General features: G+C 39.3%; 20 protein-coding genes and 1 riboswitch. Of the genes, 3 read left to right on the top strand and 17 right to left on the bottom strand.

The features are described from left to right. Positions 1-141: 141 nt before the first annotated feature. The 3 genes from pnpS to KI375_RS06315 all read right to left on the bottom strand — a co-directional run bounded on the left by pnpS (position 142) and on the right by KI375_RS06315 (position 4915). Positions 142-1944, bottom strand: coding sequence for a two-component system histidine kinase PnpS (gene pnpS / locus KI375_RS06325; RefSeq protein WP_244852346.1), 1803 nt, complete (start codon positions 1942-1944; stop codon positions 142-144). Beyond that, on the bottom strand, positions 1944-2645 hold the full coding sequence (locus tag KI375_RS06320) for a response regulator transcription factor (RefSeq protein WP_212972672.1): 702 nt from the start codon (positions 2643-2645) through the stop codon (positions 1944-1946). The genes pnpS and KI375_RS06320 overlap by 1 nt, the downstream gene beginning before the upstream one ends. Positions 2646-2842: 197 nt before the next feature. Beyond that, positions 2843-4915, bottom strand: a complete 2073-nt coding sequence (locus KI375_RS06315; protein WP_212972671.1) for a heavy metal translocating P-type ATPase — start codon at positions 4913-4915, stop codon at positions 2843-2845. A 567-nt stretch (positions 4916-5482) separates the two neighbouring features. Between KI375_RS06315 and KI375_RS06310 the strand changes: the two genes are divergently transcribed. Continuing rightward, entirely contained in the window at positions 5483-5725 is a 243-nt protein-coding gene (locus tag KI375_RS06310) for a ferredoxin family protein (RefSeq protein ID WP_207447913.1), read from the top strand. Between the two features lie 34 nt (positions 5726-5759). Here KI375_RS06310 and KI375_RS06305 read toward each other — a convergent pair whose 3' ends face one another. After that, positions 5760-6488 carry a class I SAM-dependent methyltransferase gene (locus tag KI375_RS06305; RefSeq protein WP_212972670.1) on the bottom strand — a complete coding sequence of 243 codons (729 nt, stop codon included), beginning with the start codon at positions 6486-6488 and terminating at the stop codon, positions 5760-5762. A 298-nt stretch (positions 6489-6786) separates the two neighbouring features. On the opposite strand from KI375_RS06305, the gene KI375_RS06300 reads away from it, so the two are divergent. Both KI375_RS06300 and KI375_RS06295 read left to right on the top strand, forming a co-directional pair. Then, positions 6787-6978 (top strand): hypothetical protein, encoded by a 192-nt coding sequence (locus KI375_RS06300; RefSeq protein ID WP_212972796.1) that lies wholly within the window; start codon positions 6787-6789, stop codon positions 6976-6978. Positions 6979-7149: 171 nt separating this feature from the next. Next, a complete protein-coding gene (locus KI375_RS06295; RefSeq protein ID WP_207447917.1) occupies positions 7150-7338 on the top strand; it encodes a hypothetical protein in 189 nt (62 codons plus the stop codon). Between the two features lie 109 nt (positions 7339-7447). On the opposite strand, the gene KI375_RS06290 is transcribed toward KI375_RS06295, so the two are convergent. From KI375_RS06290 to cccB, 13 genes are all read right to left on the bottom strand, one after another. Further along, entirely contained in the window at positions 7448-7876 is a 429-nt protein-coding gene (locus KI375_RS06290; protein ID WP_212972669.1) for a disulfide oxidoreductase, read from the bottom strand. A gap of 4 nt (positions 7877-7880) precedes the next feature. Continuing rightward, positions 7881-8570 (bottom strand): thioredoxin domain-containing protein, encoded by a 690-nt coding sequence (locus KI375_RS06285; protein ID WP_212972668.1) that lies wholly within the window; start codon positions 8568-8570, stop codon positions 7881-7883. 584 nt (positions 8571-9154) lie between these two features. Further along, positions 9155-10339 carry a PDZ domain-containing protein gene (locus tag KI375_RS06280; protein ID WP_244852342.1) on the bottom strand — a complete coding sequence of 395 codons (1185 nt, stop codon included), beginning with the start codon at positions 10337-10339 and terminating at the stop codon, positions 9155-9157. Positions 10340-10714: 375 nt separating this feature from the next. Continuing rightward, positions 10715-12154 carry a S41 family peptidase gene (locus tag KI375_RS06275; protein WP_212972666.1) on the bottom strand — a complete coding sequence of 480 codons (1440 nt, stop codon included), beginning with the start codon at positions 12152-12154 and terminating at the stop codon, positions 10715-10717. Between the two features lie 267 nt (positions 12155-12421). Next, a complete protein-coding gene (locus KI375_RS06270) occupies positions 12422-13393 on the bottom strand; it encodes a homoserine dehydrogenase (RefSeq protein ID WP_212972665.1) in 972 nt (323 codons plus the stop codon). A gap of 82 nt (positions 13394-13475) precedes the next feature. Beyond that, positions 13476-14774, bottom strand: a complete 1299-nt coding sequence (locus tag KI375_RS06265) for an O-acetylhomoserine aminocarboxypropyltransferase/cysteine synthase family protein (protein ID WP_212972664.1) — start codon at positions 14772-14774, stop codon at positions 13476-13478. 93 nt (positions 14775-14867) lie between these two features. Beyond that, positions 14868-14978, bottom strand: a riboswitch (SAM riboswitch). A 99-nt stretch (positions 14979-15077) separates the two neighbouring features. Further along, positions 15078-15689, bottom strand: a complete 612-nt coding sequence (locus tag KI375_RS06260) for a peroxiredoxin family protein (RefSeq protein ID WP_212972663.1) — start codon at positions 15687-15689, stop codon at positions 15078-15080. Further along, complete coding sequence (locus tag KI375_RS06255) at positions 15686-16063, bottom strand: hypothetical protein (protein WP_212972662.1); 378 nt, start codon at positions 16061-16063, stop codon at positions 15686-15688. Before KI375_RS06255 ends, KI375_RS06260 begins: the two co-directional genes overlap by 4 nt. 585 nt (positions 16064-16648) lie before the next feature. Next, a complete protein-coding gene (cls, locus tag KI375_RS06250) occupies positions 16649-18103 on the bottom strand; it encodes a cardiolipin synthase (protein WP_212972661.1) in 1455 nt (484 codons plus the stop codon). A gap of 344 nt (positions 18104-18447) precedes the next feature. Beyond that, entirely contained in the window at positions 18448-19875 is a 1428-nt protein-coding gene (locus KI375_RS06245; RefSeq protein WP_212972660.1) for a murein hydrolase activator EnvC family protein, read from the bottom strand. Between the two features lie 144 nt (positions 19876-20019). After that, positions 20020-20910, bottom strand: coding sequence for a permease-like cell division protein FtsX (gene ftsX / locus KI375_RS06240; protein ID WP_212972659.1), 891 nt, complete (start codon positions 20908-20910; stop codon positions 20020-20022). Further along, positions 20900-21586 carry a cell division ATP-binding protein FtsE gene (gene ftsE, locus KI375_RS06235; RefSeq protein WP_207447946.1) on the bottom strand — a complete coding sequence of 229 codons (687 nt, stop codon included), beginning with the start codon at positions 21584-21586 and terminating at the stop codon, positions 20900-20902. The genes ftsX and ftsE overlap by 11 nt, the downstream gene beginning before the upstream one ends. 584 nt (positions 21587-22170) lie before the next feature. Further along, entirely contained in the window at positions 22171-22515 is a 345-nt protein-coding gene (gene cccB, locus KI375_RS06230) for a cytochrome c551 (RefSeq protein ID WP_212972658.1), read from the bottom strand. Between the last annotated feature and the right edge of the window lie 80 nt (positions 22516-22595).

Raw genomic sequence — 22595 nt, 5'->3', positions numbered from 1 at the left:
GTTTCCTTAACAAGAACAAGCGCCCGTTTACCGATGTACAAACTTTCTTAATAAGGATAAACAGCTATGCACGCATTTTCATGCAAATTATCCACAAGATAGCATTACTTCATCGATCTTTTCCCATGACAAAACCCTCGCTTATGAAAGCGAGGGTTTGTCATGGTTTTCATGTGTTTTTGGTAATGTAATAATAAAGGTTGTCCCTTTTCCTTCTTCACTTTGCACTTCAATTTTCCCATGATGGGATTCCGTTAAATGTTTTACAATCGCTAATCCGAGCCCCGTTCCACCAGAACGGCGAGATCGAGCCTTTTCTACTCGATAAAAACGTTCAAATATTCGAGGCAGCTCAGATGCTGGAATACCAATCCCGGTATCCGAGATACTAAGTTTTACTTGATCAGCCTCCTCCCATAGCTCCACGACAATCTTCCCTTCTTCGGGTGTATAAGCGATCGCATTAGAAAGGAGGTTTAAGACAATCTGGTGGACTCGATCCTTTTCTCCCTCCATCCAAATATCGTGCCTCTGTTCTGGAAGGACAAGGGTTAGTTTCTTCTTCTTCGCTTCTTTTTGAATCGTGTTCACCATATTCCAGACAGCCTCTGTCATATTCATTTGTTCAAGTTTTAAAGGAATATGATGCTGTTCAATTCTCGACAAATATAATAACTCACTAATTAATCGATGAAGCCGCTCGCTCTCCTGATAAATAATACTAAGAAATTCGCGACAGACATCTTCATCATGCATGGCTCCGTCTAATAAAGTTTCCGCAAATCCTTTTACCGACGTGATCGGTGTCTTTAATTCATGAGAAACATTGGCAACGAAGTCCCTTCTCATATTTTCGAGCCTGCGCACTTCCGTTACATCATGCAATACCGCGATCATCCCTTTTCTCACCTGATTCTCGCGGACATATGGGGCAAGATGGACATCCATGATTCGCTCCCTTGGATAATAGAAGGTAATTTCTTTTCTTAGTTCTTGCCCGGTTTTTAGACATTCCTCCATCAAGGAACTGAATTCTAAGTTTCGACTAGCATCCATATGCATTTTTCCTGGAAAAGCTTGCGGATCCTCTCCCATAAATTGCGCCATCGCCTTGTTCGCTAATAATATTCTGCCTTGCATATCCACTAATAAGACACCGCTCGTCATATTCGCTAATACACCTGAAAGCTGCTGTTCATTTTCTTGAATCGTCTCCATTTGATTTTTCAAGCTCGAAGCTAGCGTATTAATGGACGTTGCTAATTGACCTAATTCACCTCGAGGTTGGTGATGGACTCTGGCAGAAAAATCTTTCTCTTTTAGCCTTGCCGAAACGCTAATCATTTCTTCAATTGGTTTAGAGATGCTTTTCGCTAATCTCGTCCCAATTAAACCTGTGAGAAGAAAAACAGTAAGTAAGGAAATACTGATGCTAATCCATAGCTTGCGTAAAGCAAGATCAATTTTCTGAAGAGAATAAGCCACTCGAATGGCTCCAACTGTTTCGTCTCCTTCCATCATCGGAACGGTCACATACATCATATGAAAGCCAAGTGTTTTACTATAGCGAATAGAGAGACCTGAGGCAGCTTGATCCTGGAGGACCTGTTTTACTTCTGGTCGATTTAAATGGTTGTCCATCTCTGCAGGAGAATCCTCTGAATCAGCTAATACATTTCCGGCCTGATCCAAAACGGTTAATCGTGATTGGATTGATTCAGCTAACAGATCCATTTCCTCCTGAAGTTCTGGCGGAGTGGAAAGCAAGTCTTCCCTCTCAATGACATTTACTACTAATTTTGATGTTTGAAGTAAGTGGGTTTCTTTTAAATCATAATATGTATCTTTCATCATTCTTGATAAAAACAAGCCAGAAAGGACTAATAAAACTGAAATCAATAATAAAAAGGAAAATGTGATCCGCACCCATAATTTGTGAATCATCACGGTTGCCCCAATTTGTACCCGAACCCTCTCACTGTTTTAATATACAGTGGCTGCTTCGTATCTTTTTCAATTTTTTCACGTAAATGGCTAATATGGACATCGACAATCCGTGAATCTCCAACAAATTCATAATTCCAAACTGCATCTAATAATTGATGCCGATTAAGAACCTTGCCCTGATGATTCGCCAAATACAAAAGCAATTCAAATTCCTTCGGTGTTAAATCAAGCTTTTCACCAGCAAGCTCTGCCTCGTATTGATCGGGAAAAATAGCGAGATCGCCGATACGAATCATCGTTGCTTCCTGCTTTGGTGCATCAGCAGATTCATTCATTTGCGATCGTCTCAAAATAGCTTTCACTCTTGCAATGACTTCACGTGGACTAAAGGGCTTTGTCAAATAATCATCTGCCCCAAGTTCTAGCCCTAATACCTTATCAAATTCATCATCCTTCGCAGTTAGCATTAAGATAGGAGTTTTCAGTTTTTCCTGGCGAATGGTTTTACAAACATCCATACCATCCATACCAGGAAGCATTAAATCCAGAATAATTAAGGTAGGATCTTCTTCAAGAGCTTTCTGTAAACCTGAATTTCCATCTCCTGCTGTAATCACCGCAAAGCCTGCTTTTTCTAGATTAAATTGTAATAATGTAACAATGGAAGGCTCATCATCAATCACAAGCACCTTTTCCATTCAATTCGCCCCCTTTATCAGGTTGTTAAAAAGGATCAAAGACTAAATTCGCGACATCCTGTCGGCAAGGTCAAAACGCGAAGTCCTGTCCTTGCACTAGTACTTCCTGTACGTCGCAACGCCTTTGTGACCTGCGTCCTGCAGGCCTCCGGTAAAAAAGGACTGCCTCTGTACTTTTCGAGACAGCCTAATTGAACTTATGATTTTAATGTACGTTTTTCCATCAAAACAGTCAAGCTTAATAGTGTGACAAGCACAGTCGCTCCCATATCAGATAAGATGGCAATCCATAGAGTCAGGAGGCCTGGAATCGTTAAAAGCAAGGCGATTAGCTTTAATCCAAGGGCTAAACCAATATTGAGTCTAATCATTGCATTGACTTGTTTTCCAACTTTAATGGCAGAAGGTAGTTTGCCAAGATGATCTTGCATCAGCACGATATCAGCTGTCTCTATCGCACTGTCGGTTCCCTTGCCCATCGCAATCCCTAAATCTGCCGTAGCCAAAGCTGGAGCATCATTAATTCCATCCCCGACCATTGCAGTGATTCCTTGCCTCGTTAATTCTTTGATTTTCTCCACCTTTTGATCTGGCAATAATCCTGCATAATAATCAGTGAGTCCAATATTTACAGCGACTTTTTCAGCCGTTTGTTGGTGATCTCCTGTTAACATCGTTGTCCTCTTAATCCCTGCTTTATATAACTCTGCGACAATTTCCTTACTCTCAGGGCGTACCTCATCGGCAATTCCGAATAAGCCTAATACTTTCTCATGATCGGACACAGCTACTAACGTAAACCCTTCGTTTTTCAAAGTTTTTAAATCATTTTGAACAGCCACTGTCAAAGCAGGAGCCGGAATGCTTTTTTCATTTCCTAACGTATAATTGAAACCAGCAATCACGGCTTTCACACCTTGACCGATAATCGTTTCGATGTAGGAAGGCTCTTGCACAGCCACATCACATTCTTCTACTTTTTTCATCACAGCTTTCGCCAGTGGATGGGAAGAATTTTTTTCAATTGCACCGGCAATCGTTAAAAAAGCGTCTTGATCATAAATGACCATTTTCTCAACATGCGGCTCACCCTTTGTTAATGTGCCCGTTTTATCAAAAGCGATGGTGTCGACTTTGCCCAATTGCTCAAGAAACACGCCACCTTTGATTAAAATACCATGCCGAGCATTTCTTGTGATACCCGAGATTAAGGCAATTGGTGAAGAAATAATCAATGCACAAGGACAGCCAACAATTAAAACAGCAAGCCCTTGATAAATCCACTCTCCCCAGCTTCCGCCAAACAGCGGAGGAACAACGATCACTATAACTGCAATCATCATAATCGCAGGAGTATAATATTTGGCAAACTGATTAATAAACTTTTCTGTGGGCGTTTTTGTTTCCTGAGCTTCTTCAACAAGATGAAGAATTTTAGCTAAGGAAGAGTCTTCATAAGCCTTCGCAATTTTTATCCGCAAAACGCCCTCATTGTTAATACTTCCGCCAAAAACAGAGTCTTCTATCCCTTTTTCTACGGGCATCGATTCTCCAGTAATCGCCGCCTCATTCACAGAGCTTTTTCCCTCTATGACGATCCCATCTGAAGGGATTTTCGAACCTGATTTAACAAGGACGACATCCCCTACCTGTAAGGCTGAGATCGGGACAACGTTTTCGCCATTCTCGGAAATGCGTATCGCCTCTTTGGGGGCAACTTCTAATAAAGTCTTCATTGATTTACGAGCTTTTTGCATCCCTAGCCCCTCTAAATATTCGTTGATTCCGAACAAAATCGCAACCAATGTTCCTTCCTTCCACTCGCCAATGCCAAATGCACCAATTAAAGCAATGCTCATTAATGTATCAATATTAAACTTGAATTTGACAATGTTTTTTAACCCTTTTATAAAGGTAGTGTATCCACTTAGAGCAGCCGCAACAAGAAAAAGAAGAATCGCTATCCAGCTCTGGCTAGTACCTTCTACGAGTAGCGCACTAGCAAATAATAAAACGGATAATCCAATGAGCAATATTAAATGCTGGATTGAACGATGGTCCTGTGGATCTGCTTCTTGCTTGACGAGAACCGCCCCATCGGCCGCTAATATCTTTTCTATTTTTTGCAATTCGACTTGATCTGAAACAATTAATTTACTGGAGTTGAATAGGACCTTCGCATCCTTTCCATGTTCCAGCTTTTGGATATCCTCTTCCATCTCCCTTGCGCAATTGGCACAAGACAATCCTTGTAATTTGTATTCTGCCATTTTTGATCAACTCTTTTCGTTCTTAGTGCATGCTATTTCAGATAAGGCTCTATAAATAAAGTGAAACTGAATGTTAAGGATCAAAGGCTAAATTCGCAACATCCTGTTGGCAGACTCAAACTCGACGTCCTGTCACCTCGAATTCTTGAAGTGGGTGTCTTACTGCCAGTTAATCCGGGATAAATTTAAAATGGTTCCTTATCTAATTCATTTAGTGTAGATAGGTTTTACTGAACGACTACCATTTACTCTTCTATTTATATGCGTATATGCTCATATATTAATTATATTTCAACCATTTAATTTGTCAACTAATTCAAAAAAGATTCCCTTTTTTGTGACAATATACAAAAATTACTCCAGTTTCATCAAGAGAGTTTGCTTGTCCAATTGAAAATAGGAAAGAGATTTGCTATATTTGTATTGAGGCCAACAGGGGTTGGTCACAAAGGCTTTGCGACAGGGGTGTCGCGAACTTAGCCTTTGATCCTTATTTAATCAGTGGAAATTCCCCAATGATTGAATTCTCACTTTATCATAAGATACTATTTTAAAGGTGGTTTTTATATGTCCTACGTTATTACGGCACCATGTATAGGAGAAAAATTCGGCGAATGTGTCGAAGTTTGCCCTGTCGATTGTATTCTAGAGGGGGATGAGATGTTTTTCATCGATCCTGATCTTTGTATAGACTGTGGAGCTTGTCAAGCCGTTTGTCCTGTCGAAGCGATTTATCATGAGGAAGATATCCTTCCAGAAGATGAAAAATACTTCGATAAAGCGAAGGAATTCTTCGCAGCTGCAGATTAATGCATTTTAGAAAAAAAGGTGGACTTGCCCAAGTTCACCTTTTTTCTGCTTGTATAACCATATAGCCAATCTTATCAGCATACTCCATTAGTAAAAGGCTTTGTTCTACTAAAATTTGTTCAACATCTTCACTGTAGACCACGGTTCCTCCATTATCCAACATTTTTTCTTCATCTGCATACTCTGATAATTCTTCTGTCATTTTTCTATCTTTTATGATGGTAAAGTTTTGAAAACCTGCCTTTTTTAGCTTCGAAAACCATTCTTCCTTCGTTAAAATTTCCTGAATTTGATACAGATTTTTAAATTGCTCTAGCTCTTCAACCTTCATTTGTTCTTGCACACACATTTCATTACAAATAAAAGTTCCCGGTTGTTTTAAAACTCTTCTCAATTCGTCTAAGGATTTTTCTATTTTCGTAAAAGCGATAACAGATTCCGAAACAATTAAATCAAATTGTTCATCAGCAAATGGAAGTTCTTCGATATCTGCTTCAATAATATCGATTGGTAAAGCTTGTACGCCATTGTGTTGACGTAAATGGTGAATCATTTCTGGATGTTTATCAACTGCGACAACTTGACAGCCAATAGTTTCTGCTATATATAAAGTCGTTTGACCCATTCCACAACCTATATCAAGCACTTTCATTTCTTTAGTTAACTTTATATTTTCAAGCAGCCTTTTCGTCAAATAAAAACCACCTGGATGAGCCCCATACACTTTCCCTTTTGCTAATGCATCATGATAATTAAATGCCATCCTTTCCGCTCCTTCATTGCTTATTTATACAATAAGATATGATAGTTGCTCCTGAGCGTGATGTTATTATTTCCGCTTAACAACCAAGTTGTTTGTCCATTCAAAAGCTTAGAAAGGTACATAGTCTAATAAAGGATGGGTTACAGAGGATGTTCAAAAAATCAGGTAAAATTGACGCTGCGAATTCTTTGTCCCTTTTATCCTCCTTTTTGAACACGCACTTAAAGTTAGGGAGGTGTTAAGTTTGCCAGTGAATCAATATTATCATGCTTGTCGCCGTGGTGTTGGCCGTCCTGTGATGATTACAACCAGAGATGGTCAAGTGCATCGTGGCATTATTGACCGTGTCTCTTCCAATCGAGTTTATCTTCGTCCATTGGGTGGATCTAATTATGGAGGATATGGCTATGGCTGGGGATGGGGTTGGGGATTTGGCTGGGGAGTTGCTTTAGGAGCCATCGCTACCTTAGCTTTCATACCCTTCTTTTAACGTATATGCAAAGAAGGGATTCCACGTTAAAAATAATGGAATCCCTTCTTTTTCCAAAGTTATACACTATTGTCATGTACAAAACATTCGTCGATCTATATTTTTGCCTATACACCTTCCCAAAATCTGAATAGGATAAAGCGAAATCGTCATTTAGAAAGGAGGATGGACATGTCCCATGAACACGAAAAGAAGCCGAAAGAAATACATGTGGAAAATCTCGTTATTCACGCAAAAAATGTAGAAATAAAAGAAGAAGGGCAGGGTAAGCCCCCTCATCATCGAGACCCTTGGAATTTCTTTTGGGGAAGAAACCAAGAAGAAGCGGTGGAAGAACATTCCGAAGATAAAAAGGAGTAAGGCAAGCAAATCTATTTTAAAAAACTCAATCGCTGTTCATACGTTAATTGCAAAAAAAGGGAAATGCCAAAAAAGCACTTCCCTCTTTTCCTTTGCAATGAATATAAGCTTAATCTTTTGTTCTACGAAGCAACAACATAAAAACGGTAATGAGAATAAAGGCAATCAGGGCTAAAAATGGGATGGTGATGAATCCCAGCCAGTTAATATATTGACCATTACAGGGAACTCCACCAACACATGGTTTCACAGCCGCTAGCCCAGGAACCTTTTGAATTAAGTAATGATAAAAGGATACCCCGATTCCAATAATGGAAAAAGGCAGCACGTATTTTTTTATATTTCTATTCTGCTCAAATACGGCGATCCCAATGATCACAACTAAAGGATACATAAGGATTCTTTGATACCAGCAAAACTCACAGGGGATAAAGCCTTTGATTTCACTAAAATAAAGACTCCCTAATGTGGCGACAAGCGATACAATCCAAGCAAAATAAAGAAGATAATCCTGAAAGCTCGACTTGGTATTCTTCATCCTCTTACTCCAATCCTTTTTCAATGAGATTTGCAATAGATTTATAATCAAACGGATCCTTTACAACGACACCATTGATGATAACAGTTGGAGTCGATTCAATATTATGCTTTATTCTCAACTGATTATCAAGATTGACCTCTGGTGATTCTATTGGCTGTTCCTCATTATACTTTTCAATCTCTTGGTCAAATTGGTCTATATCTAATTCAACATTAGGTGCTGTTTCTTGAGCAATTTCTACTAAAGATTCATTTGTCACCCATTGTTCATCATGTTGTTCAGTTGCAGGCTGTGCCGCGAATAGAGATTCATGGAATGCCCAAAAGTTTTCAGGATCTTGCTTGAAAACAGCCTCTGAAGCTAATGCCGCGCGAACAGATTCCTCTCCGTGGAATAGAACATTTATATAAGATAGCTTCGCCTGTCCAGTATCGATATAATCCTCTTCAAGCTGCGGTAATACTCTTTCAGACCACGCTTTACAGCTTGGACATTTATAATCACCAAATTCCACGATAGAAACCGGAGCGTCTGCCTCTCCCATAGTAGGTTGATTATCAATATTGGGGTGTTCGACTTTTGGCGCATTTTCTTGATCTGCTTGATCCAGTTTCTGATTCAAAATGATAATAGCAGCGACGGCAATCACAACGACCGCAATCGTAATGATCATTAATTTCTTATTATTCATTTGGCACCTCTCCAGGTTTTTTCTAGTAAAGAAATGGGGGTTCTCCCCCTTTTAGTTCACGATATTCCCTTCTCACAGTAACTAGAGAATTGTCAATATGGGGGTTAGACCACCAATGAAAACAAATATTTTCCACTGTAGGGAAACATCACTTCAATTCCTTTGTTAATCCTATCATACCCCTGGAAGGTAGGTAAACTAACATTCCGTTACAAAACAATGTCTTCTTCGTGAACTTTTCCGTTATTTTCTGTTATAGAGGATGTTAAGAAAAGCGCAAGACTACCGCCTATCGGCGACAAGCTTTGCCTCAGGTTATTTATGCAGAGGATCGCTAAGTTCGCAACGTCCTGTCGCTTCCTTCATCTGCACTAGTACATCCTGTACGTCGCAACGCCGATGGACTTGCTCCTGCGGGTTCTCACCTATCACGCTTATCCCCGAGGAGTAGCCGCCTTCCGCTCCAATCAACTGGTGCAAAGTTTACAATAGGCATTTGAATCACTATAACATTCGTGTTTTATCTTTTGATCCATAATTATGAAATGGACTCATCTTTCAAAAAAGACCCTGTGCTTTTCTCCTTAACCAACCTGATCAGGCTGACCAAATTTCTGATTTTCTATGAAAAGAATGCCGAGTTCATGGTGATCTCCCTCATATAAAGCTCCTTGAACAATCCGGATTTCATTATTATGATCAAACACTTCTAATTTACAATATGCTCGATTTTTTGATAAAGCCTGATACATTTCTTCCTGACTATTAACATTTACTTTGTTACAGGTTTGAATAACTTCGCCTGTTTTGAGTCCCATTTTCTCAGCTGGAGAATTGGGCAGCACGTCCAAAACCATAACACCAGAATTTCTTGGAGCATAGTAGTACGGATTGTTATTTTCCCTTATACGGTGTCGGTAAACAAGCCAAACTCTTCCTATTAGAGCAAATACCGATGTCGTAATTGCAGCATATGCAGGTAAGAGGAAAACACTCACAATTCCTACGATGAGAACAAGCAAGCCAAGGCCAAAAACATTTTTCCCCATTCGCTTAACAGCAGCACCAGGCAATTCCGTTTGAATCTGCTGTTGAAAACCGAGCAAAAATGGCAGTAGCACAAGAGAATATCCCTCAGATCCAGACGATATAACAGGCCACCAATCAAAAGGCAATGTTAAGGCACCAGAAGGAAGAAAAAGAAAAGTAGGAAGAAGCCAAAATCTTTTTGTTTGCAAAGCCCCTACTGTTAACCCTCTACGGCTTGTCCGTAATTTAGGTGAGACATCCTTCAACCCATTTTTTATCATGAGCATCCCTTCAGCAACCATTAATAAGCCCAACATAACAGATGCGCCAAGCAGATAATTCGAATCCAACGAATCAAGGAAGTCCCATTCAATGGAAAATAGAGACAATGAGCTTACTAGTAGTAAAGGGATGCCAATCGTGAAAGCAGCTGATAGCAATCTAGCATTTCCAATAATAGTTAATACAATCGTAGCAACCGCTACTATTAATAGCAGTTGTAACGGAAAGGTCAAACCTAGCAAAATAGATACAATGGATAGAAGTATTCCAACGAGTATCCCCACAGGAAATAAATGTCTCAGCTCAAGAAAAATAGTATGTACTTTCATATGAAAATCACGTCGTTCTCGCTTTATTCTCCAGAACCCCGCCAATACCACCCATATTATTGAGAAATAGAAAATAGGATGAAGTAACATTCGCCCTATCCCTTTAGCAACTTCTATGGTCCATTCCAAGTCCCTCCACATCCCTTCCGAACATTAATATAAAAGAATGTTCAAACAGTCCGGTAAAAATGACACTGCGAATTTCTTCGTTGGCTTGTTTCTGTACTGCTCATGTATCTAAATGCATACATTCCGCTGCTCGAAACTGCGCCGCCTCGAACTTTCGACGTACAGGATGTACTAGTGTCGGTGTTGCTGACAGGACGTCAGCACCTTTAGCCGACTTGGTCCTTTTTATCCTCCTTTTTGAACACGCACTATAACTTCTATTTTACCAGACATTAGAAGAAAAAGAATAAAAATATGGCTAGACATCTGAAATTTTCAAAAATGTCTAGCCTATCTCTTTTGAACATCCGTTTCAACTGAAAATATGTTCATTCATCATTTATTTTTTTGTAAGGATTTTAAAGCAACTTGCAATTGAATATCATTTTTCTCATCTTTTATAAAAGAAGCAATTTTTCCTTCTAATTTTGCTACTGTCTGATCATCAATTTCCCCTGTTACTGGCAGTTCCTCGACCGATTGAAAGGCTCTCACAGCTTTTTCCGTTTGTTCATCAAAATAACCATCGATTCTGCCTGGAGAGAATCCTAATCCTTTCAACATCTCTTGAGCAAATTTAATATTTTCATCATTCATATTTATTTTGAATGGTTCCTTGTATTCAATGGCATGTACATTAAAATAGGCTGGCTGCTGAACCTCAATCGTAGGTTTAACCCCTTTACCATGTATCCAGTTCCCATCAGGGGTTAACCATTTCGCCATCGTTAATTTTAAATTACCTCCAGCTTCCAAAGGAATTGGTTGCTGCACTGTCCCCTTGCCGAAAGTTTTTGTACCGATCAAGGTTGTACCATTGACTTCATTTAAAGCGGCCACCAGAATTTCTGATGCAGAGGCGCTGCCTTCATCCATAAGTACAGTAATAGGGTAGTTTTTCTGCTGTTTCAATTCCGAATAATAGGTTTGCTTTTTACCTGAACGCTCCTCGATTTGAACATAGGGTTTATCCCCTGTCACTAATTGAGTCAGGATTTCTTGTACACTAATTAACATACCACCCGGATTTCCCCGTACATCAATCACAAGGCCATCAATCTTTTCCGCTTCCAGTTCCTTCAATTCTGCCTCAAAGTCTCTCGCTGTTGCCTCCGCAAAAGAAGTGATCTCAACATAGCCAAATTTCTTTCCGCCACTCTCTTTCACCTCGGAAAAAACGGTCAAAATTGGGACTTCGTCTCTGGCAATCTCGTATGTGAGCGCCTTAGATACACCAGTCCTCGTTATATCCAGTGTCACCGTTGTTCCTTTTTTTCCACGAATTTTACTCGATGCTTCGTATAAATCCAACCCATCAACAGGGTCCCCATCAATCCTAATAATTTGATCCTTTGCTTTTAGCCCTGCCTTTTCAGCGGGGGAATTTTTTATTGGGGAAATAATCACAAGCTTTCCTTCTTGAATGGCAATTTGAGCTCCGATTCCATTAAAGCTAGAATCCATACTCTCATTAAATCTTTCTGCGGTTTCTTCATCCATATACACAGAATAGGGATCTTGCAATGTCGCAACCATTCCTTGAATCGCACCTTGGGTTAATTTCTTCGTATCTACTTCTTCTACATAAGCCTGTTGGATTAACTCATAGGCTTCTGCTACTTTTTCCATAGCTGGTAGTATCTGCCCCGTTTTTGCTTCTTGACTCCCTTGTGTCTCTTGCCAATTCGGAAGAATCCACACCATACTCGCATATATACCGCTTGCTCCTAAAAGGAATGAACAAACGGAAATGATAACCAGCCACCTTTTCTTCATACGTTTCCTCCTCACCGCAATTAGGCCAACAGGATGTTGGTCAAAACGGCGAAGACATGCGGACGGAGGCCCACACGACGGTCAAAACGGTGTTGCGAAGACAGGGACGTACTAGTGGCAGGCGAAGCAACAGGACGCTGCGTTTTAAGCCTGCTGCCAGGACGACGCGAACTTAACCGTTTATCCATTTTAGCCGTTTATCTCTTCATCCATTCTCCTTTATGAATAGCCTCTATAAATCCTATGCGATGAGGGGACAAGTTATAACTAATTTAGGACAGCTGCTTTATTACTTTGAAAAATACTAATAAAATCTTCTAACATAGCGCTAGCTGTTGGTTTACTCCCCGCTCCCGGTCCTTGGATCATGATTTTTCCAGCCAAGGAAGTTTCCAGCACGACTGCATTATCTACACCTTCAACAGAATATAAAGGATGCCCGCTATCGATTTCAACAGGACGAACAAACGCCTGGATACGATCTCCTACCTTTTCCAACTCTGCAATATGCTTAAAACGGCCGTTAGAATTAGAAATCTTATCTTGTGAAAGGCTTGCTATTCCTTGGAGCTCAACTGTTTTCCACGGTGGTTGCTTCCCGTAGATCAACTGACTCAAAATCATAATTTTATAGAAAGCATCGATTCCCTCTACATCATTCGTTGGATCAGCTTCGGCAAAGCCAAGGGATTGAGCTGTTTTTAACACTTCGGCAAACGGAAGTTGTTTCTGTCTCATTTCCGTTAAAATAAAATTAGAGGTACCATTTAGCAATGCTTGAACCCGCTCAATTTTATTCAATTGTAGTTGCTGTTGAATGGTGCGGATAACGGGAACCCCGGCTGCAACGGTCGCTTCGTAGCCAATTTGAACATTGTTTTCTCGCGACTTTTCCAATAAACCTTCTCCGTGTTTAGCAAACATTTCTTTATTGGCTGTAATAATATGGCATCCATGCTTAATGGCTTCATCCAGGTAATGATGCGCTGGTTCAGCACCGACAATCGACTCAAAGAGGACATCAAGCCCTGGAATTGCTAAAATTTCTTCAATATTATTTGTTACCATAACATCTTCTGCTACTTCCCGCTCTTTCTTTTCATCTTGAATCAGCACCGCTACTACCTGCACTTCGGCTCCAATAAGCTCCTTTAATTTTTCTTGCTGATTACATATAACCTCATAAACGCCGGCTCCAACTGTGCCAAGCCCTAATAGTGCTGCTTTAATGATTCGCACCTATTTCTCCCCCTTATTCATGGATGTCATTTAAAAAAAGGAGACTGAAACGCATGGCGCCAGCCTCCTAGCTTTCTTTGCCTTACTTTACAGACACTTTTTCTACGGCTTTTCCGATCGCTTGATTAAGATCAGCTATAATATCTTCAACAGCTTCAAGACCAACCGAGATACGAATTAATTCTTCCTTTACCCCAACAACCTTTAACTCTTCTGCACTTAATTGTTGATGCGTTGTGGAAGCAGGATGGATAATTAATGATTTTGCATCTCCGACATTCGCAACATGGGAAAATAATTTCACATGGTCGATGGTTTGTCTTCCTGCTTCTCTTCCACCTTTAATACCAAATACGATAATTGAGCCAGCACCTTTTGGTAGATATTTTTGTGCTAGTTCATTGGATGGGTGATTTTCTAAGCCTGGATATGATACCCACTCAATCGCTTCATGATTCTCTAAAAATTCTGCTACGGCTTTTGCATTTTCTATATGTTTATCAATTCTCAAATGTAATGTTTCTAACCCTTGTAATAATTGGAAAGCATTATCTGGGCTTAAGCATGGTCCAAAATCACGTAGTAATTGCACACGTAATTTTGTTGCAAAGGCAGCATTAGGTACATCAATCCCATAACGAAGCCCATTGTATGTTTCATCCGGTTCTACAAAATCAGGGAATTTCTCGTTATTCCAATCAAACTTTCCTGCATCGACAGCAACCCCACCGATTACCGTTCCATGGCCGCCAATCCATTTTGTTGCAGAATGGATGACAATATCCGCTCCCCACTCAATTGGCTTACAAAGATAAGGTGTAGCAAAAGTACTGTCAACAATAAGTGGAATCTCATTTTCATGCGCAATATTTGCCACAGCTTCCACATCAAAAATATGCAAGCTTGGATTTCCGATAATCTCACCAAAAAGTGCTTTCGTTTTAGGCGTAATTGCTTTGCGAAAATTTTCCGGATCTTTCGGATCTACAAACTTCACATTAATTCCATATTTTGGCAGTGTCACAGCAAATAGATTATACGTACCTCCATATAGATCCGTGGCCGCAACAATTTCATCACCAGCACGTGTAATATTCAAAATCGAAAAAGCAATGGCTGCCATTCCAGATGATAGACCAACAGCGGCCGTACCCCCTTCAAGCAAAGCGACTCTTTTTTCAAATACATCAACCGTTGGGTTGGTAATCCTTGTATAGATATTTCCCGGTACTTCTAATCCAAATACCTTTTGCGCATACTCCGAATCTTTAAACACATAAGAGGTTGTTCTATGTACTGGAACAGCGCGTGCTCCTGTTTCATCTGGCTCTTGTCCTCCGTGCAATAATAAGGTTTCTGGTTTATATTGTTCTTGTGACATTCCCTCTCATCCTCCTTAATGATATCATCCTTATCGCTAACACTAGTCAAAAAACCCCCTTCTGATAAGAAGAGGGTTTGATTGTATTTCCGCTCCTTATCTCTCAGACCATGCAGTCTGTAGGAATTAGCACCTTTTCAGAATAATTCCTCTGAAGGTTGCTGGGCATCGCAGGGCCTATCCCTCCGCCACTCTTGATAAGAGTATTACGATTCACTGTTATTAACATCAAGTATAGTCTATTATTCTCAAAGAAGTCAACCTTATTTTCAAATAATATATCCATTATTTGTTGTTAATTGTCTATTTTAAATCTTTTACAAGCCTTTCCATCATTTCTTCGTCCATAGGACCGATAATACTTTTCGCTATTAATCCATTGGAATTGATAAAGTAACTTGTCGGAATAGAGATAACCTGGTATTTATCGCCCACTTCTCCCTTTTCATCTAACAGAATAGGGAAATGCAATCCATACTCCTTGACAAACTTTTCAACTTTTTCTCGCTTATTACCAACACGTTCACCGGAAGTAAGATTCACAGCAATCACTTCTACACCTAATTCTTCCACTTTTTCTTGATAAAATTTCTCCATATGGGGCATTTCTGCTTTACATGGACCACACCAGCTTGCCCAAAAATTCAATAATACTTTCTTTCCATGTAGGCCAGATAGTTTGAACTTTTCACCAGCTAATGTTTCTAATTCAAAATCAGGTGGAATATCCCCTTCGGCTAAGCCTTCCGAATAAACGCCATTGGATGTTTCGGTGGCAGCCTCCAGCCTCAGCTGGAGAACTTGTTCTTGAGTTTCTTCCACTTCTTTCTTCGCTTGTGTTTCTTGGACAATATTAATGACTAAAACCCCTGCTAAAATCGCTAAAAGACTAAAGCCAAATATTTTCTTCGTCATGATGAAACCTCCCATTTTCGCAGAGCTATCACTAAGATTATAGCCATGAGGAAATAAGTGACCATTGGAATGGATAGTAAAGAGTGATGAAGGGAATAAAATATCGCCTGCACAGCTGTATAAAGAATCAGTAATTGTTCTTTCCATAATAACTGATTTTTATTCGACACGAATAATATGAATACTCCACCGATGAATAATTGCATTCCCATCCATAGGAAAGAGCCTTGATCCAAAATAGCCTGGAGTACCTCATATACAATCATGGAGCAAATCCAAGCTTGATACATATTCACCACTTGCAAATTCCGAAGTCTAACCTTATGTAATGTATAAAAAATTGTTACTGCAAAACCAAGCCAGTATCCTTTCACACCGCCATTAAAGTATAAAATAGATAAGGGGTGAGCCCATATCATCGGAAATTGGAAGAGAAGGACACTGAACTTCCATGTTACCAGCCATATAAAAACAGCATTTCCATACCACTCTGCTGTTATCCTCTTTTTATAGAGATATAGGCCTGCTGCTGTGAGTATGCAGGCACCGACAATCGCAATCCAAGAAGCGGGAATCGTTAATGTACCAATGGTATACCACTTAATGAATCATCCCTCACTTTCCAAAGACAAATATCGCCTTATAAATGCATGTTCAAAAAGGACCAAGTCGGCGTCAATCGCAAACATCCGACACTAGTACGTCCTGTATGTCGAAAGTTCGAGACGGACTTGTAGATGATATACTGACTTCCGTGTTGTCCACAGGACGTGGGCGATTTTAGCGGGAGGTCCTTTCCCTGCCAACGAACTTTCATAGGATGTGATGACGTCGACGTTCAACACAGGACGTGCCGGTACTCAGTCGAAGATCCTTTAGCTCGCAGCGCCATTTTTACAATGACCTACAATAAGGAGGTCACAAAGGCGTTGCGACAGGTTATCGCCTTTGACCATCCTCTACAAGATCGGTGATAACAAGCGAGAAAATGATTCCTTAAAGCGAATGTAAAGGGAACGATTTTGGTATTCTTCCCAACTTAATCCATGAGAATGCTTCACATCCTCATGAAAGATATCGACTAATTGTTGGACAAGTGCTCGATCATATAAAAAGGCATTCACTTCAAAGTTTAATTTAAAGCTGCGAACATCAATATTTGCCGTACCAACTGTGGCAATTTTACCATCTGCAATAATCGTTTTTGCATGAATAAATCCATTATCGTAAATATAAACTTTCGCCCCTGTCTTTAGTAATTCCCCGACATTCGAATAGGTCGCCCAATAGACGAAAGCGTGATCTGGTTTATTTGGAATCATTAATCTTACATCGACCCCTGAAAGAGCGGCTATCTTGATTGCATCAAGCACACTTGCATCTGGAATAAAATAAGGTGTCTGAATGTAAATATATTTTTTGGCTGATGAGATAAGTTTTAATATCCCATATTTGATTTGCTCCCATTCAGAGTCGGGGCCGCTTGAAACAAGTTGGACATCTGTATCTCCTTTTGCACCAATTTCCGGAAAAAGTCTGTCCTCATAGCGAATTTTTGCCGATGAAGCTTGGTTCCAGTCAAGAATAAATCTTGTCTGCATGCTAAAAACAGCCTTACCGCTAATTTTTAGGTGGGTATCTCGCCAGTAACCAAATTTTTTATTTAGCCCAAGATACTCATCGCCAATATTGAATCCTCCGATATAGCCACTTTCACCATCAATGATCACAAGCTTGCGGTGGTTGCGAAAATTCACCTGTAAATTTAAGTGGGGGATTAAAGCAGGAAAAAAAGCACTTACCTTTCCACCAGCTTCAAGCAAAGGTCGAAAAAATCTTTTTGGTAATCGTCTTGAGCCCATTGCGTCATATAAGACTTTTACATCTATGCCTTCTTTCGCCTTCTTGACAAGCATTTGCAGTAACTCATTGCCGAGTTTATCATTCCTGATAATATAATATTCCATGTGGATATGATCTTTCGCTTTGTCTAAATCCTGTAATAAAGATTGAAACTTATCTTTTCCATCACTAAAAATCTCTACCTTATTATCTTGGGTTAAAATGGAACGATCATTCACAAGCAACATATAGATGAGATCTTTATATTGGATTGTTTTCGTATCGTGGAAAGGAAATTCTCCAGTTTGCAATAATTCAATTTGATTTTTAGTAATCTCCATAATGCCAATTTTATTCGAATCTTTCCATTGAAAAAGCTTTTTACGGCTTAAATTCTGTCCGAAGATAAGATATAAAATAAAACCAGCTACAGGGACAAAAAATAGAACCAATAGCCAAGCCCATGTTGAGCCAGGATCTCTTCTCTCCAAAAACACTACGAAGACAGCCAAAATAATATTTAATAAAAGTGCTAAACTAACCAAAGCTGCACTAATCGCTGTAAAAGTCATATAGGCTCCCCACATCATTTATTTTCTGAAAAGCAGATTCCCCTCCTTAAGTATTTCAGAGGTACATCCTTTTCAGTTCAGGTTTACTTACCATATGAATGGCTTTTTTCACAAAAAATACTCCACTATATCTTAGCATACTCTTTACATGAAAACACGAGGATTGAGCGTTTGAATTCACCTTTTGTCGGTCATTAGATCTTCTAAGCGAATTACCTTGCTACTTCCCTGTCAACTAGAGCGATATTACAGTAATTAATTTACTATGAAACGAAAAAAAGCCGCATCATCTTGATACGACTTTCAATCGGAAAAGGAGCATTAGTAATAAGTTGTTCCCTTTATTAATTTAAGTAGTTTAATGGATCTACAGCATTCGATTTAGAACCGTTCCATAATCCACCTGCATGTACTTCAAAATGCAAATGTTGACCATAAGAATGTCCTGTATTTCCCATAACGCCAAGTTGTTGACCTTTTTTCACTGATTGTCCTTCTGATACACTGCGGCTTCTCATATGCGCATACACTGTTTCATAGGTTTTTCCGTCAATATGATGAATGACAAACACGACTTCTCCATAGCTGGAAGATTGGTAGGATCTATGTACGACCCCGTCAGCTGCAGCTACAATTGGGACGGCACCACTATTGGCAATATCAATCCCAAAGTGGGTTGCTCCCCATCTTCCTCCAAAACCAGATGAAACAGTTCCAGCAGCAGGCCAAGAGAATGTACCCGAACTTGCTGGCGGGGCCTCCGGACTTGTAGAAGAAGAACTATTAGAATCACTTGAGCTACCAGAACTACTGGATTCAGGTGAAATTGTTTGGCTCTTTGTCACCGCAGGTGCTTCATTTGTTTGAGCTTCTTCTGCTTTCTTGGCTTCTTCTGCCTTTTTAGCTTCTTCCGCTTTTCTAGCTTCTTCTGCCTTTCTAGCTTCTTCTGCTTTCCTGGCTTCTTCTGCTTTTCTTTCTTCCTCTGCAATTCTATCTTTTTCCTGTTGGATCGCTTTTTGTAAAGTCTCCTCTTGAGTGCTTAATAATGCCTCTTCTTCCTCAAGAGACATTTTTTCGCTTTCAGCATGCTTTTTCTGAGCAGCTAGTTCATCCATTAACACTTTCTTTTCATCATTCTGTGACTTTAAGTCCGCTTTTATAACTTCTAATTCTTCCAGCATTTCATTTAAACTAGCAAGCTTCTCTTCTACTTTCTTTTGATCAGCCTCTAATTTTTCCATATCTGCCTGTTGCTCTTCTAAAATCTTTTTATCAGCACTAACTAATGTCGAAACAGCTGAGACACGATCGACTAAATCTCCGAAGCTGTTAGCGCCTAATACAACATCCATAAATTTAACAGAGCCGCCATTTTGTTGAATATTTCTTGCACGGTCTCTGAGCACTTCATTTCTCTTTTCAATTCGTTCTTTCAACTCTTTAATTTCCGCTTTTAATTGCTCAATTTCTGCTTTTGTATCATCGATTTGCTGTTCTTTTTCTTTTAATTTTTGATCGGTATCAGCAATCTTCATTTCTAATTTCTCAATTTCGTCTTCAACCGAATGTTGCTGGTTTAAAATATTAGAAATTTCCCCATCCTTTTGATTGATCGATTCATTTACATTCGACTTCTTATTATGAATATCGGATTGCTGTTGCTCTAGATCATTCAGTTTAGAAGTGGCTTGTGCCTTCCCCGTATTCGTAAATAAACCTCCACAAACCAACGTTGCTGCCAGTGTCACCGAAAGTACTGAACTTTTTTTCAAGAATCGTTTCCCCTTTCTCCCCTTGCATTTCCCCCGGATTATCAACTATTTCAGTGGGATGAAAAAATCCCACTGAATGAAGTTTGAACGAATCCGCTGTCTAGGCCAATGCAATTTTCTCCAAGATGCTTATTCGAAATTTCCTTATACTTTTAAAAAGCGTCGAACAGAAATGAAACTTCCCCATGCTCCGATAATGACGCCGATCAGTAAAAGTAAGAGACTTACCTGATAGACAAATGGTGTGTATTCAAGTGGGGACATAAAATAATCATCTGGAATACGTTGTGACAAAAAGTCATATCCATAATTATAAGCTGTTGCAACAATGCCAATAGGAATCACAGAACCTAGTATCCCCAACCAAATACCTTCAAAAATAAATGGCCAACGTATAAACCAATTCGTTGCTCCTACTAGTTTCATAATTTCTATTTCTCTTCTTCTAGCAAAAATAGTAATTTTAATCGTATTTGAGATTAGAAACATAGCTGTAAACAATAATCCAACAACAAGAACGGCCCCAACATTGCGGCTTGTCCTTAATAAACTAAACAAGTTCTCAACTTTTTTCTCGCCAAATTCAGCGGAATACACAAAATCTAATGCACGTATTTTTTGTGCCACAACAGGAGTTTCATCTGGTTGCTTTGTTTTGACAATATAGACATCGTGAAGAGGATTTTCATCATCACCAATAAGGCTCCATTCTTTCCCCATTGTTTGAATAAGATGATTGAGCTCGTCCTCTTTCGACGAAAAGACAACCGACTCTATTTCAGAGATTTCCTCAATGTTTTCTCCTAATTCCTTTTGTTCATCTTTATTTGCCGTCAAGTCAATATGTACGCGGATCTCCACATCATTTTCTATGTCTGTTGCAAATTTGTTCATATTCATCATAATGACAAGAAAAACACCAACCAACAGCAATGTCACCGTGACTGCACTTATTGATGCAAACGTCATCCAACCATTACGGCGCAGACTTTTGAAGCTTTCTCTCAGATGGCGACCGATGGTTCTAATTTTCATAGCCATATTCCCCCCGATGCTCATCACGGACAATTCTTCCGTTTTCGATGGCAATAACCCGATGTGTAATAGTGTTTACAATCTCTTTATTATGGGTGGCCATTATAACGGTTGTTCCATTTAAATTAATTTCTTCTAAAATACCCATGATTTCCCAAGCTGTATCAGGATCCAAATTTCCAGTAGGTTCATCCGCAATAATCAACTTAGGATTATTGACGATTGATCTCGCAATCGAAACACGTTGTTGTTCTCCGCCTGATAACTCTGAAGGAAGCATGCGCATTTTATGTTTCAGCCCGACCATGGAAAGAACGTCCATCACTCTATTTTTAATGTCTTTCGGTCGATGTTCTGTTACTTCCAAAGCAAAAGCCACATTTTCAAAAATCGTCAATGTGGGCAATAATTTAAAATCTTGAAAGACTACTCCAATATTACGTCTTAAAAAAGGAACTCTTCTATTTTTTAATGTGGATAAGTTAATCCCATTTACGAGTATTTTTCCCGATGTAGGTTTTTCTTCTCTATAGATCATTTTGATAAAAGTGGATTTACCAGCACCACTTGGACCAACAATATATATAAATTCACCCTGCTGTATATCAACATTAAAACGATTAGCGGCTATAATACCGTTCGGGTATTTTTTCACAATATCCTGCATTTTAATCATTTTCTCACCCGACCTTAAAAAAAAGCTGTATTTATAAAGGTTGTTCAAAAATTCCGGTAAAAATGACACAGCGAATTTCTTCGTTGGCTTGCTTTTTCGTTGCTCACGTATTAACTGCATACGTTCCACTATTCAAAGCTACGCCGCCTTGAATTTCTTGGTCCTTTTTATCCTCTTTTTTGAACACGCACTTATATGCTGTCAAATAAAGGGAATTCCCGTCAAACTATGACGAAATTTCATAACAAATTCATTATAACATCCCAATTTGCGCTTTTATATTACAGTTATATTTCATTTTAGAGCTTTAGTTCTAAATTCTTATCTTTTGCTATATAAACTATTATTTTTTTAGTGATTTTTCATTAAATTTTGTTTATTTATCTCATGTTCCTCAAATAAAGAGAGGTAAAAGTCCTATATTTATTGGGGTTATCCATAGGAATTATGGTGGTATATTAATAAGATTTTCGTCACTACTACATGACATTAGAAGTGGATTTCCTCGCGGAGAATAGGGTCTTTTGTCGTTTTAGTAATAATAAAAAACGACAGCTGTTTCTCACTGTCGTTTTGTTTCTCACTTATTTTTTCTCAGATAACCATTGAGCCACCTTGTCAGCGTCATCACCTGTAATGATATTTGGAGGCATTCCGGTTCGCCCATTTTCGATAACATCTAAAATTTCATCTTTAGATAATTCTGCACCAATATGGGCTAACTCTGGTCCGTTTTTACCTTCAAGATTTTCTCCGTGACAAGAAATACAATTGTTTTTCACGATTTCTTCTGCATCATTTGTTGCGGTTTCTCCGCCTGTATCGTTGTCAGTATTATTATTATCAGCGTTATCTCCACCACCGCCACAAGCAGCTAGACCAATCGCTAACATAAGTGCTAGTGGTAACCCCATCCATTTTTTCCTCATGGGAACAACTCCTTTTCTAGATTAATCTATTTTAGTATACCAATAACAGACATTAATTAAACGCAAAAAAGCGGTGTGAA

This window comes from Bacillus sp. J14TS2 (genome assembly GCF_018333015.1).
Taxonomy (GTDB): Bacteria; Bacillota; Bacilli; order Bacillales; family Bacillaceae_C; genus Lederbergia.
The sequence above is the reverse complement of the archived record's forward strand: the minus strand, read 5'-3'. Positions and strand labels throughout refer to the sequence as shown.

Excerpts from the sequence above, each read along its gene's own strand:
- pnpS (WP_244852346.1), bottom strand. The coding sequence starts at position 1,944 with ATGATTCACAAATTATGGGTGCGGATCACATTTTCCTTTTTATTATTG.
- KI375_RS06320 (WP_212972672.1), bottom strand. The coding sequence starts at position 2,645 with ATGGAAAAGGTGCTTGTGATTGATGATGAGCCTTCCATTGTTACATTA.
- KI375_RS06315 (WP_212972671.1), bottom strand. The coding sequence starts at position 4,915 with ATGGCAGAATACAAATTACAAGGATTGTCTTGTGCCAATTGCGCAAGG.
- KI375_RS06310 (WP_207447913.1), top strand. The coding sequence starts at position 5,483 with ATGTCCTACGTTATTACGGCACCATGTATAGGAGAAAAATTCGGCGAA.
- KI375_RS06305 (WP_212972670.1), bottom strand. The coding sequence starts at position 6,488 with ATGGCATTTAATTATCATGATGCATTAGCAAAAGGGAAAGTGTATGGG.
- KI375_RS06300 (WP_212972796.1), top strand. The coding sequence starts at position 6,787 with ATGATTACAACCAGAGATGGTCAAGTGCATCGTGGCATTATTGACCGT.
- KI375_RS06295 (WP_207447917.1), top strand. The coding sequence starts at position 7,150 with ATGTCCCATGAACACGAAAAGAAGCCGAAAGAAATACATGTGGAAAAT.
- KI375_RS06290 (WP_212972669.1), bottom strand. The coding sequence starts at position 7,876 with ATGAAGAATACCAAGTCGAGCTTTCAGGATTATCTTCTTTATTTTGCT.
- KI375_RS06285 (WP_212972668.1), bottom strand. The coding sequence starts at position 8,570 with ATGAATAATAAGAAATTAATGATCATTACGATTGCGGTCGTTGTGATT.
- KI375_RS06275 (WP_212972666.1), bottom strand. The coding sequence starts at position 12,154 with ATGAAGAAAAGGTGGCTGGTTATCATTTCCGTTTGTTCATTCCTTTTA.
- KI375_RS06265 (WP_212972664.1), bottom strand. The coding sequence starts at position 14,774 with ATGTCACAAGAACAATATAAACCAGAAACCTTATTATTGCACGGAGGA.
- KI375_RS06260 (WP_212972663.1), bottom strand. The coding sequence starts at position 15,689 with ATGACGAAGAAAATATTTGGCTTTAGTCTTTTAGCGATTTTAGCAGGG.
- cls (WP_212972661.1), bottom strand. The coding sequence starts at position 18,103 with ATGACTTTTACAGCGATTAGTGCAGCTTTGGTTAGTTTAGCACTTTTA.
- ftsX (WP_212972659.1), bottom strand. The coding sequence starts at position 20,910 with ATGAAAATTAGAACCATCGGTCGCCATCTGAGAGAAAGCTTCAAAAGT.
- ftsE (WP_207447946.1), bottom strand. The coding sequence starts at position 21,586 with ATGATTAAAATGCAGGATATTGTGAAAAAATACCCGAACGGTATTATA.
- cccB (WP_212972658.1), bottom strand. The coding sequence starts at position 22,515 with ATGAGGAAAAAATGGATGGGGTTACCACTAGCACTTATGTTAGCGATT.